Below are 11,826 nucleotides of genomic sequence, written 5' to 3'. Positions count from 1 at the left end.
CCGTCCATGCAGGCGCCGCGCGCGGCGCCGAGCTGACTCGCGGTGAGCCATGGGTCCACCAATCCGTTGGGGCTGTTGACCTGTGACCAAGCGTGTCGAAAGGCATCGGGGGACGCATCTCTCGATCGGGGTGTTCATGCCTCTCATCTGCGCATCCGTGCCGTGGCGACGGATGGGAACGTTCAACGCCACCCGATGGCCGGAATCGACGCGAAGGCGAACAACACCCCAAGTGCCTTACATGCCAGCGCGCCTCGGCGCATCGCCACGATCCGCCGGTCACGATCGGTACCGCTGAGGCTGGCCGGCACCAGGGCGGCCGCGCGGCGGCGCCCCCATCGGCCGACCAGCATCAGGCCGAGCGCCAGTGCCATCTGTGACACGATGCCGACCAGCATGGCTCGCTCCCGGCTTCTCATTGTGCGGGCTGAACCGATGGCGCGGCCGGCAGCGCATCACTGCCACCGCTCTGTGTGGCGCCCGCCCCTCCCGGCTGGGGGCTGGCCGGCAGCGCGTTCGGATCGCTGGGCCGGTACGTGGCCGCGTACTGGGCATGCGCGCCCCTGATCTGCTGGCTGAGCCAGTTGCGCCACACACTCATGGCTTTCTCGGACACCAGTTCCTGCTTGAGCTGTCCCGCCACAGTGTCGAACGACGCGGGCACCGGCGGCAGAATCTGTGTCACCTGTCCGACGTTCCAGCCGTACTGGCTCTGCACCGGCCCGAACACGCCGTTGAGCGGTGCGGCGAACGCGACCTTCGCATACCCGGAATCGAGCTGCGAAGCGGAGACCTGGCCGAGGTCGCCGCCCGAGTCACGGGTACTGTCGTCGAGGCTGACCTGTCGGGCGAGCGACGAGAACGATGCGCCGTGTGCCAACTGGTTGACGACGCTGATGGCCTCGTCCTTGCTGCCGACGACGATGTTGTGGATGTCTCGGCGTTCCGGGGTGCCCAGCTGGTCGCGCCGTTGGGCGTACGCTCGGCGCACGTCGGGATCTGTGACCGTGACGCCGGAAGTGACCTGGCTGAACAGCTGGTTCACCGCGAGCATGTGCTTGATCTCGTCCAGCACGTCGGTCTCCGACGTACCGGCGTTCCCCAGCGCGGCGAGGAACTTGGCCTGCGCGTCCTGTCCGTCACCGTACTCCTGCGTGACGAACCGGGTGATCACGTCCTGGGCCGCCTTGTCCGATATCACGACGTTCCGATCGTGCGCCGTGTGATCGAGAATGATGCGCACCGCCTCGGCCTGAGCCATCGACCGCCAGAAGCCGTTGACTTTGGATTTGTCTGTGGGCTGCTGGACGCCGTAGAGCGCGCGCAGCCGGGCTGCCTCCGCCTGAAGCTGCGAGACCGTCACGTCCTGGCCGTCGACCCGTAGCGCCACCCCGGACGGCAAGCGCCCGGCGGTCAACCAGAAATACCCTCCCGTGCCGCCACCCAGAAGGAGCACCACGACCACGACCAGAACGGCACGTCGCCAGCGGCTGACGGGCATCCGCGCCGCGCGCCGCAGCCGCCGGGCCCAACCCTCGGCGGGGGTCTCGTCGGATGGCTCGCTCCCGGTGGGCGCATCAAGGATGTCGGCTTGGTCAGCGGGCACGTCCTCGGTGCTCGCGGTGATGCTCTCCAGGCGTGTCGACTTCATTGGCTGACTCCCGTAAGTACTTTCTCTTCGGAGTGGGTGCGTTCGATCCGCGCGGATCTGCGTGGTGCGGTCAGCCGCACGACCAGGACGGCCGATCCCAGGGCCAGCACGACGGCACCTGCCAGCAGCACACCGAACTGCTGGATTGCGGCCAGTCCGGAGCCGACCAGGACCAGGTAACCGACGGCGGAGGTGGCGGTGGCCAAGAGCACCGAACGGCGCAGCGAGATGTTCCCGGAGCTCTTCGACTCCGCCAGCAGTACGGTGAACTCGCAGCTCACCGCCGCCGTCAGCGGTCCCAGTGCGGCGGTGATGGCGCTGAGCGGGATGTGCGTGGCCCACAGGGCGCACAGGCCCAACCCGGTCGCGATCAGCGCGGCCGCCACGGCTCGCAGCGCGTAGGTTCGCCTGCGCAGCCCGACGGCCAGCACTGCCCCCGCAACGAGAATGCCCAGCAGGTTGCCGGGCACTCGCCCGGCGGACACAAGCTCCTCGCCGCGCACAGCCACCATCGGCAGACCGGTGAGGGACACCTGGTAGCCCTGGGGCGCGGGCGGCAGGCTGCGCAGCACGTCGTCCCGCAGGACGTGCAGTGCCTCAAGGTCGTCCATCCTGACCCCGAAGACCATTACGCCCGTGTGATCGTCACCGCTGACGACCGCGGTGCTCAGATACGGCGGTATCAGGCGCAGGCCGGAGGCGAGCTGCTCCGAGCTCGGATGGTCCCCGAGGAACATCAGCAACGTGGGCAGTGACAACGCGGGCCTCATGCGGTCGCCGTACGCGCTGACGACGACGTCCTGGGCGCGGCGCATCCAGTCGAACGCTGCCGGCGAGGTGACGTCCGGCCCGCTCAGCACGATGTCCGCCTCCCCGGAAGAGCCCATCACACTCTCGACGTGCTGTGCGTCCTTCAGGGCAGGCAGACCGGACGCGAAGCTCTCCACGTTGGCCTGCAGCGGCATGGTCGGAAGTTCCCGCCAGCCGATCCCGGCCATGGCGACTGCGACCACACCGACGACCACCACCCAGCGGGTGGCTCGTGGCCGTGCGGCCTCAGGAGCATCGTCGCGAGCCTCGTCCGTGGTCCGGGCGAACCGTCGTACCAGCAACATCCCCACCAGCGCCGACATCACCACGCCCAGTGAGAGCGTCATCCCGAGGTCCCGGACGAAGGGCAGCGGAGATGTCAGCAGCGTCGCGAAACTCGCGGCGCTGCCGCCGGCCACCGACAGGACGGTCCGCGTCCGCGCTCGCTGGGCGAAGTACGTCGGGTAGTAACTCCCCACACCGAGCAGGACGGAGAGGAACGCGACCACACCGAGGGAGAGTGGCCGCCCGATCCAGCCGAACACGGCCAGCGTCAACGCGATGGCGATCAGTGTGGTGCACACGGGCAGCAGCCGGCGTCGCCACCGGCACCAGGGCACCAGCAGGAAGCAGACCCCGACGGCCAGCACTGCGAGCCCACCGATCAGTGGCACCTCACGGGCCACCTCGTCGCCGATCGACGACGCGATCACGGGTACCCCGGACACCGTGACGTGCTGCGCGTCGATCGCAGACTGCGACACCGTCTGGTGAACGGCATCGACCAGGCCGCGGATCGACCCTGCGTCCATGCCTTGTCGTGGCCGGACCAGGATGGCCACCGAAGTGACCGACGGCACGATGAAATGCCACTGGGGCCGGACGCCGCCGGCGCCGTCGTAGATCACCGAGCTGACGAAGCGGGCGTTCGACAGCGTGGGCAGACCGGTCGGCATGGCCTGAATCATCAGCGGGCCGTAGCGGGCGTCGAATTGCTCGAGCGCGTGTTGCCCGGCCGCGTTGGCCTGCGCGTCGGTGTCGCCTGCCTGCTTGGCCTGCGCCACCGCCAGGGCACGGGCGGCGTCGCGCCGTCCGGTCAACTCTGCGAGCACGTCCTGTGCCTGGCCGGCGATCTGGTTCAGTGCGGTGGCGGGCCCGTACACCGAGGCGACGTTCGGCAGCTTGGCGAGTGTCCCCTCCAGCCTCAGTTCCGGCAACACGTGCCCTGGGTCGAGAAGCTGCTGAGGCTGCGAAGACTCCAGCAACACCACGATGGGGTCCCCGCCGAAGTTCTGCTCCACGCGGTCGAGCTGGGCGAGGGAGGAATCACCGGCCGGAAGGAACGAGTCGAGGGTCGTCTCGACCCTCACCCTGGCCAACCCTGCCGCGCCACATGCGCAGACCAGCACCAGTGCGAGGGCCAGCGCGATCCCGCGCCGGGTCCACCGGCAGGGGTGGGCCAGGTGCCACCCCCGCCGGTGAGCGGCGACCGCGCGCAGGGCCGTTGTCGCGCGGCCGACGACGCGCCGCCGCCTCGGCCGTGCGGATCCAGGGTTCCGCACGATCATTTCGGCGCCTCCTGCACCCGCGGGTACTGGCCTTGCCAGGGCTGCGGATCATCCGCGGTTCCGGCGGCCGGGTACGGGTTGCGCTCGTTGAGCGGGCCGATGTTCGTGTTGGCCGGGACACCGGTGACGGCCTGCCGGTTGATCACTGGCAGCAGACGCAGTGCGTGTCCGTTTCCGTCTCCGGTGGCCAGCGAGGCGCCCCAGTTGACGAACAGGTGAGCAATGTCCTGCCCGTAGGGTTGCAGGTAACTGAGCATCGGGTTGAGCTGGAGCAGGTCCTGCTCAAGGCTCGGCATCAGCTGATCGGCGTTGGTCGCCACTGCGGGGACCCGGACCAACGTGCCCGGCGCTTCGGCCAGTACGCTGTCCAGGGTCGGCAGCAGGGCGCGCAGCGCCGCCGCCGCTGGCGGAAGCTGCTGGAGTGCCTGGCTGAGTGCCGGCGCGGCGGCGTTCAGGTTGCCGGCGACGGGCTGCAAAGCGGACGACAGGGCCGTGATACTGGAACTGGCCTGGTTGGCCGACCTGATGACGTTGGGCAGCTCGGTCATGGTGGACTTGATGGAACTCGTGTTGTTCGCAGTCGCCGAGGCGAGTTGGTTGGCGTCCGTGACCAGCTCGGCGATCTCCCCCTGCCTGGTGTTGAGCGCCGCCAGGAGTGCCGCCGTGTTGCCTGTCATGGCGCGCAGGTCGGCGGACTGCGCCGCGAGCGCGTCGAGCGTGTCCTTGCCCTGCCGACCGATGGCCCCGAGCCCGTCGAGCGCCTGACTGATGCTCTGCCGGGTTCCGTTGGTGGCCAGTCCGAGCGAGCGTGCGGACGACGCGAGCGCGCTGCGGGTGCGCGGGTCAAGACTGGACAGGATGTCGTTGAGTTCGACCGCCGGCGTCGCCGATCCGGACGGCAGTGTGGTACCGCCGGGTAGTGCCGGGCCGTGGCCGTCGACGATCTGGAGGAACGTCTCGTCGATCAGCGTCTTCTCTCGCACCTGGACATGAGCGCCCTGGTGGAGCGGCGCCTGACTGGTCAGCTGCATGGTGACGTGCGCCTGGCCACCTTGCGTGTCCAAGCCGACGACTCTGCCCACCCGGACACCGGCGATCACGACGTCGGAGTTGTCCACGAGGTTGCCCACCGTGGGGACGTCGAAGCTGACTCGGTACCCGTCGCTGCTGATCAGCGGGAGGCGACCGCCCGAGTTCACCCACAGGTACCCGAAGATCAGGGCACAGAGCGCGGTGAAGGCGATCAGCACGCTGAACCGGATCCTCGGCAGTGCTGTTTGCGAGATCTTCATGGTGCGACCACCTACTGCGGGAATCGGTAAGGCTGGGTCGGGGTGGACAGCGAGTGGAGGTTGGGACTGGACACCATGGATGGCGCGAGGACGAGGAAGCCGCGCAGGATGCCGCCGTTGCCGTCCTTGAAACTGGTCAGTGAACGGGTGTTGATGAGGAACGGGCCCAGGTCGTCAAGGCTGGGCACGAGTGCCGCGGTGTCCTTGTTCAACAGGCTCGTCACCGAGCGCAGGGCGGGCAGGGCGCTGTCCAGGTTGTTCACGAAAGGGCGCAGGTCCTGCACGACCGGTACGGCCTGCTGCACCACCGGTGTTCCGCTGTCGACGACCTTGCCCGCCTGGTCCACCGTGCCGCGCAGCTTGCGCAGTGCGCCGGGCAGCGACCCGGATGCCGACCGCAGGCCGTCCAGGGTGGGGTTGAGCTGGTCGCTCAGCGTCTGCACGGCCGAAGTGGCGTCCTTGAGCTGCGCGGTGACCTGGGGCAGTTGGGCCAGTGACGAGCTCAGGTCGTCACCGTGACCGCCCACCGCCTGCAAGGTCCCCTCCAGCGAGTTGATCAGGTCGGTGAGGCGCTGGTCGTCCCCACCGATCGCGGTCGATATCTGCGACAGTGCGGTCACCAGCTTCTGGAGAGTCCCCCTCCGGGTCTGCAGGGCTGTCACCACCGGCTGGAGGTGCTGCATCACGACGTCTCCGGCTGACAGTCCCTGCGGCAGGTTGTTGGCGGCGTCGGCGAGTGCCACGTCGGACTGCTGGAGCAGCGTGGTCAGCGCCTCCCGGGTGTTCGTATCCAGGTGGCCGAGCACCTGGTCCAGCTGGACCGGAGACTGCGCGCTGGTCACCGGCAGCGTGTCGCCGGCGGCCAACCGCTGGGCCGGGGGGCTTCCCGGGTTCATCTCCACGTACATCTCGTTCAGCTGGCTCTTCGGCCGCAGTACGAGAGTCGCGTTCTGGTAGACCGGGTACTTGGGGTCGACGGACAACGTCAGCCGCGCGTGACCCTGCTTGTCCACGTCGACGGCCTCGATCTCGCCGACGTGCACGCCCGCGATACGAACCTCCTGACCGTGTCCGGGGCTCACGCCCGGGCTGCCGGGGAACGTCGCATAGAAGGTGAAGGTCTTGTTCCACGGCCAGCTGAAGCGCTCGTTGCTCAGGATGGAGCCGCCGGCGACGGCCGCCAGCACGATGAGGGCAACCACGACCGTGACGTGACGTCCCAGCTTGGGTTCGGTACGCACTCGTTGCCAGATGCGCCCGAACCGACCGACTGTCTTGGTCATCGTCCCTCCTGTGGGTTCGGCGCGCTCTGGCCGATGATGTGGTCGAGCAGGACCTGCGGGTTCACGGGGAGGCCACCCGCACTGCCCAGCCCAAATCCGACCTGGATCGCGATCGCGTAGCCGTTTGCGTCGAGCAGTGAGGAGGTCTTGTCCAAGTTCGCCACCGCACCGGCGAGTTCCTTGTACATCGGTTGATCGGTCGTCGAGGTCGCGTACGGCCCGGTCCCCTTGTAGGGCGAGAGAATGAAGTGCTTGATCGGGCCGTTCACCCGGTCGAGCACCGGACCACGGAGGTTGTCGAGCACCGAGGTGCTCTGCTGGCTGGCCGGCACCAGTTGCTGGACCAGCGGCTGGGCGTCGACCAGCAGTCCATTGAGCCGGGTAACGAACGGCGCCGTGCGGACCAGGACGGGATCCAGGTGTTGCAGGGTTGGGTTGAGCTGCTGGACCGCTGGGCGGGCGGAGTCTGCGGTGTCGCGTAGCTTGCCGAGTGTGGTGTCCAGGTCCTGCAACCCGGTCCTGGCGGTGTTCAGGGTGCTCGGCAGGTCCGCGATCGTACGCGCGATCGCGTCACGGTTGTCCGACAGCACCGACGTGGTCGTGTGCAGATTGGTCACCACCGAGTCGAGCTGCCCCTGTCGCGCGGTCAGCACAGACGCCGTCGTCTCCAGCCCGCTGACCAGGTTGGTGAGGTCCGTGTCGGGGTGCGTGCCCTGCGCTGCGGACAGGACCTGACCGGCCGGGCGCAGCGCACCGGGTGCATCGGCCAGCAACTTGTCCAGCTCCGTGCCGCCACCGTCCCGCAGTGTCTGGTCCAGGTCACCCACGGTGTGCTGGAGGCCGGACAACGCCGGGGGCGGCAGCGCCTGCGCGACCTGACCCAACTCGACCGGCAGCCTGGTGTGGTCCTGGGGGATCGTTCCGGAGAACGCACCGGGTGCGCCTCCGGGGATGAGGTCCACGAAGTAGTTGCCCCCGAGCAGTGTGGTGGGGCGGATGACCGCTGTCGGATCGGTCCGGATCTTCTCGGTGATGCCGTTGTCCACCTTGACCGTGACCAGGGCGCTGTTGTCCGGCTCGCGTTGCACGTCCGTGACCACCCCGACCGGGACGAAGTTGACCTTGACCTGGCTGAGGTCCGGTTGCAGCCGGTAGTCGCGGGCGAAGTGGATGCGGAACGTCTGCCCGGACCGCAACGTCGTGCTGAGGTAGTTCCGGTTCAGGACCAGGATTCCGGCGACGAGCACGACCACGATGCACACGACGCCCAGCTTGAACGGTGACAGTCTCGGTGCCGTCGGGCCGGCGCCCCGCCGGCCGAACAGCGTCCAGATCAGTCTCACTGTCCGCCTCCCTGCTGGCCACCAAGCAATGTCGTCTTCTTCTCCTTGTAGGCCACCCCGGGCGGCGCGTAGGCGTCGTGCGACGCGGTGGGATCCTGGATCGGCAACAGGCCGGCGGCGCTCTGGGCGTCGATCGGCGGATAGATCCGCAGCCAGTGGCCGGCGTCGTCCCCGTCCTTCATCGCGTCCGAGAAGTAGGTGAAGAACAGGGAGATGTCCTGCGCGTACGGGGCGATGACCGCGAGCGGGTGTGTCGCGGTTCGGAGGGCCTGCCCCAGCTGCGGAGCCAGCGGGCGGGCATCGCGAAGGGTGGTCGTCAACGATTCGACCGCCGGCACGGCCTGATCGGCCACGCCCGTCAGCCGCTGCATGGGACGGACGCTCCCTCGAAGCACGCCTCGGAGGTCTGGCGTCGCCTTGCCGAGTGCGGTCGCCCCGGGTTGCAGTGTGGTCAGCGCTTCCCGTGCGTTCACCAGCGGGGCCTGCAGGCTGTGAAGCGCATTGCGCGTGTTGGACAGCGCGGTCGGCGCCTGGCCGATCGACTCCGCCAGTGGCTTTCCGTTGTTCACGTCAAGGGCGGCCAGCGTGGTGTTCAGATTGCCCAGCAACGCGGCGATCTGCTGTTGGCGCCCGGCGAACGAGCCGGCCAGGTTGTCGGCCGCATGCAGCAGCTGCGTCGTGTCCGCCCCGGAGTTGGCGCTCAGCGCCCTGGATATCGTGCCCAGGTCGGGCAGTGCCGCAGGCAAGGCCGCACCGGCTGCGTGGAGGTCCTGGGCGTGGGTCGCCGTTCCCCCGCCGACCTGCCGCAGTGTCGATCCCAGGGCCTCGCGGGTCGGCCCGTCCAGCACCTGCAGCAGGTCCGCCAGGTTCTGTGACGGGCTCGTCCGGCTCTCCGCGATGGTGTCCTTGGCCGCCATGGTTCCGGAGCTCGCGTCACCAGGACTCAGCTCGACGTACTTCTCACCCAGCGGCGACTGGTCGGCGATCGTCGCCGAGGCATCCCGGTAGACCGGCCGGTGGTCGTCCAGTTCGAGGGTGACGACCGGATGGCCTGCCCTGAGGTCGATCGCCGTCACCCGGCCGACCCGGGTGCCGGCGACACGCACGTCGTTGCCCGGCAGCAGTCCGCTCACGTCACTGAAAGCGGCCTTGACGACCGTCCCCGAGGAGTCGGGGAGACCATTCGCCGCGTTCAGGGCGACGAACAGCGCCGCCGCGAACACGGCTACCAGCGCGGCGCCCAGCAGCGTGGAACGCCGGCGTCCGTTCCGGCGTTGGTTGCTCATGATCCGCCTCCCAGCAGGAACTGAAGTGCGCCGCTTTCTTGTTGCGGGGTCAGACCGGTGACTCCACCGCCCGGTCCCGGGTTGGTGGGGAGGATCCCGCTAGGGAGACCGGGCAGCCCCGGTTGGGTCGGAGCCGGTGCGGCATGCGGCGTTGTGGTTGGTGTGGAGCCACCCGCGGGCAGGAGGCCGGTGGCGATGGACGGGGTAACGATGACCATGGCCCGGAAGTAGTGGGACAGCCCGTCCGAGCCATTGGTGCACAAAGCCCACCCGCGGATGAAGTTCATGACATGGTCGATGTTGCCGCTCAGCGTCGTCACCAGCGGGGCGAGCGACCCCGCGTCGGACTGCAGCGACGGTCCGGCCCTGAGCAGCTCGTCGGCAACGGGGCGGGCGGCGTCCAGCAGCGCCTGCGCCTTGTCCAGTACCGGTTGCGTGTGCGCGAGCGCGGGGTCGGCCGCAGTGGAGAACTCGTCGATCTCATGGCTGATCGCGTTCAGATTGTCGACGGTGGGCCGGATGGCACGCAGGGTCGGTACGGCGGCGTTCGCCGTGTCCGTGAGATCACCGAGGGTCTGCCGCGCCACTGTCAGCGTCGACGGCAGCTGAGCCAGCAGCGACTCCAGCGCCTGCTGGTTGGCGGCCGTGGTGCCGAGCAGGTGATCGGCCGAGTCGACCAGCGCGTTCATGGTCTTCCCGTCGTCGTGGGCAAGCGCCTGGGCGACAGGTTCGACGTTGTCGACCAAGTCGTTCAAGGTCGAATTCTGCTGGTCGAGAATCCGCATCAACCCGTCGGTGTCGGTCATCGCCGGAGCGAGCGCCTTGATCGTGGCCGCCATGTTCGCCCCGTTGCCCTGCATCCCCTGACCGAGCACCGTCACCAGCGCGGCCAGCGCGTCACCGGTCTGGTTGTCGAACACGTTCAACACCTGGTCGAGGTCGGTGTTCTGGCTCGTCTGCGACAGCGGGATCACGTGGCCCACCGGCAGAACCGGTGCGGACGAACTGCCGCGGTACACGTCCAGGTAACGTTCGCCGAGCAGACTCACCGGGCGCACCTCCACCCGTGCATCCATGTGCAGCGGCAGCGCCTGGTTGCTCACCGTGAAGGCCACGTTGGCATGACCGTCGACGACGGACATGCCGGTGACGCTGCCTACCTTGACTCCGTCGACCTTCACGTCGTTGCCGACAAGCAGCGGGCTGGCGTCGCTGAATTCCGCGACCACCACCCTGTCGGACGTGGGGCTGTATCCCGCGGTGATCGCGATGGTAGTCACCAGGCCGAGAATCGCCACCATCGCGACCGTGATCCGACTGCGCCGGGACGCCGCGCTCGGCTTTCCGCTCGCGTTCATCGTGCCGTACCTCCCCATGCGTCGGTCCACGGCTGGTTCACGTTCTGACCCGGAAGCGGATACGGCTCGTACACGGATCCCGGGGGAACGACTCCCGGGTTGTCGGAGAACGTCGTCGCGCCTTCCTGGGGGTAGAAGCGGACGAAGTGCCCGTTGGCGTCGTAGCGAGATCCGTTTCCGGACCACTCCGAGAACCAGCCGGCCAGTTCGGGGGTGTAAGGGCGCAGGTAGTTGAGCGCCGGTTGCAGGTAGCTGGTCGTGTTCGTGATGCCGGGCAGCGTGGCATTGGCCGAATCCAGGAGGTCAGGCGTGTACTGCAGCAGAGCCTGCGCCGCGGTCAGCGTCGGCCCCAGCCTTTCGACCAGTGGTGTCAGGTTCGTCAGCACCGGTTCGAGATGCTGTGCCACCGTCGGCAATTGGTTCGTCGCGGGCCGAAGGTCGTTGAGGAGCGGCACGGCCTTGTTCGCGGCGCCCGGCACGTCGTTCAACGTGTTCTGGGCGGTGTCGAGGGTCGACGGCAGGGCCTGCAGTGCCGCCGCCAGCTGCTGGCGCTGGCCGACCGTCGCCGACGTCGTCTTGGACAGATCGTCGATGACGCCCCGGATGTCCTGGTCTCGCGCGGACAACGTGCCGACCATCTTGTTGAGTTGGGAGACCAGATCGTGCATCGCCGGACCGTCCGAGCCCAGAGAGCTGAGCACCTGGCCAAGCGACGAGAGTGCTGGTCCGGCCGCCAGCAGTGTGGCATTGGTGTCGCCCTCGTGGCCGCGAACCGCGTCGTTCAACTGGTTGACCAGGGACGCGAGGCGCTGGCGGGTGGGTGGGTCCAGCGCGTTCAGGACCTGGTCGAGATTCACGGGTGTCGCCTGCTGGCCGGGGATCATGCCTCCGCTCGGGATCGTGGCATCGGACTTGGGTCCGTCCTGGATCTCGACCCATCGCTCGCCGAGCAGGGCCTCCCACTCGACGGTCACCTTCGCACCGTCATGCAGCGGAGCGTCACGGCTGTCGAGGGTGAAGCCGACGAGGGCCTTGCCGTCCTGTACCGTGATGCTGTCGATCTTTCCGGCCTTGAAGCCGTTCACCGTCACCCAGCCGCCCGTGGTCAGGTTGTCGGCCGACGCGAGTAGCACGCTTGCGTGGTAGCTCGGCCGGAGGGCGGACCACGCTCCGAATGCGGCCCCCGCCATGGCCAACACCGCCACGGTGGTGATCAGAAGTCGTCGCATGTGCTT

The 11,826-nt window shown here is 68.3% G+C and carries 9 protein-coding genes; all 9 read right to left on the bottom strand.

All coding sequences use genetic code 11. The annotated features are described in order from the left end of the window. Window positions 1-182 precede the first annotated feature (182 nt). From NGB36_RS00930 to NGB36_RS00890, 9 genes are read right to left on the bottom strand one after another with little or no spacing between them, the layout of a single operon-like run. The gene (locus NGB36_RS00930) at window positions 183-398 is read right to left on the bottom strand and encodes a hypothetical protein (RefSeq protein WP_255918066.1); all 216 of its coding nucleotides are present in this window, start codon (window positions 396-398) and stop codon (window positions 183-185) included. A gap of 17 nt (window positions 399-415) precedes the next feature. Beyond that, complete coding sequence (locus NGB36_RS00925) at window positions 416-1,651, bottom strand: peptidylprolyl isomerase (RefSeq protein WP_255918065.1); 1,236 nt, start codon at window positions 1,649-1,651, stop codon at window positions 416-418. Further along, on the bottom strand, window positions 1,648-4,029 hold the full coding sequence (locus tag NGB36_RS00920) for an RND transporter family protein (protein WP_255918064.1): 2,382 nt from the start codon (window positions 4,027-4,029) through the stop codon (window positions 1,648-1,650). The genes NGB36_RS00925 and NGB36_RS00920 overlap by 4 nt, the downstream gene beginning before the upstream one ends. Further along, entirely contained in the window at window positions 4,026-5,321 is a 1,296-nt protein-coding gene (locus NGB36_RS00915; protein ID WP_255918063.1) for an MlaD family protein, read from the bottom strand. The genes NGB36_RS00920 and NGB36_RS00915 overlap by 4 nt, the downstream gene beginning before the upstream one ends. Window positions 5,322-5,332: 11 nt before the next feature. Then, on the bottom strand, window positions 5,333-6,604 hold the full coding sequence (locus NGB36_RS00910; RefSeq protein WP_255918062.1) for an MlaD family protein: 1,272 nt from the start codon (window positions 6,602-6,604) through the stop codon (window positions 5,333-5,335). Beyond that, window positions 6,601-7,947, bottom strand: a complete 1,347-nt coding sequence (locus NGB36_RS00905) for an MlaD family protein (protein WP_255918061.1) — start codon at window positions 7,945-7,947, stop codon at window positions 6,601-6,603. The genes NGB36_RS00910 and NGB36_RS00905 overlap by 4 nt, the downstream gene beginning before the upstream one ends. After that, entirely contained in the window at window positions 7,944-9,233 is a 1,290-nt protein-coding gene (locus NGB36_RS00900; RefSeq protein ID WP_255918060.1) for an MlaD family protein, read from the bottom strand. Before NGB36_RS00900 ends, NGB36_RS00905 begins: the two co-directional genes overlap by 4 nt. Then, the gene (locus NGB36_RS00895) at window positions 9,230-10,591 is read right to left on the bottom strand and encodes an MlaD family protein (protein WP_255918059.1); all 1,362 of its coding nucleotides are present in this window, start codon (window positions 10,589-10,591) and stop codon (window positions 9,230-9,232) included. The genes NGB36_RS00900 and NGB36_RS00895 overlap by 4 nt, the downstream gene beginning before the upstream one ends. Then, entirely contained in the window at window positions 10,588-11,820 is a 1,233-nt protein-coding gene (locus NGB36_RS00890; protein WP_255918058.1) for an MlaD family protein, read from the bottom strand. Before NGB36_RS00890 ends, NGB36_RS00895 begins: the two co-directional genes overlap by 4 nt. Window positions 11,821-11,826: the final 6 nt, after the last annotated feature.

This window comes from Streptomyces humicola, from assembly GCF_024436035.1.
GTDB lineage: Bacteria > Actinomycetota > Actinomycetes > Streptomycetales > Streptomycetaceae > Streptantibioticus_B > Streptantibioticus_B humicola.
This window is presented reverse-complemented; position numbering and strand designations above follow the sequence as displayed.

What these genes read in the sequence shown, in the direction of transcription:
- NGB36_RS00925 (WP_255918065.1), bottom strand. Translation starts at nt 1,651, where the DNA reads ATGAAGTCGACACGCCTGGAGAGCATCACCGCGAGCACCGAGGACGTG.
- NGB36_RS00915 (WP_255918063.1), bottom strand. Translation starts at nt 5,321, where the DNA reads ATGAAGATCTCGCAAACAGCACTGCCGAGGATCCGGTTCAGCGTGCTG.
- NGB36_RS00900 (WP_255918060.1), bottom strand. Translation starts at nt 9,233, where the DNA reads ATGAGCAACCAACGCCGGAACGGACGCCGGCGTTCCACGCTGCTGGGC.
- NGB36_RS00895 (WP_255918059.1), bottom strand. Translation starts at nt 10,591, where the DNA reads ATGAACGCGAGCGGAAAGCCGAGCGCGGCGTCCCGGCGCAGTCGGATC.
- NGB36_RS00890 (WP_255918058.1), bottom strand. Translation starts at nt 11,820, where the DNA reads ATGCGACGACTTCTGATCACCACCGTGGCGGTGTTGGCCATGGCGGGG.
- NGB36_RS00930 (WP_255918066.1), bottom strand. Translation starts at nt 398, where the DNA reads ATGCTGGTCGGCATCGTGTCACAGATGGCACTGGCGCTCGGCCTGATG.
- NGB36_RS00910 (WP_255918062.1), bottom strand. Translation starts at nt 6,604, where the DNA reads ATGACCAAGACAGTCGGTCGGTTCGGGCGCATCTGGCAACGAGTGCGT.
- NGB36_RS00920 (WP_255918064.1), bottom strand. Translation starts at nt 4,029, where the DNA reads ATGATCGTGCGGAACCCTGGATCCGCACGGCCGAGGCGGCGGCGCGTC.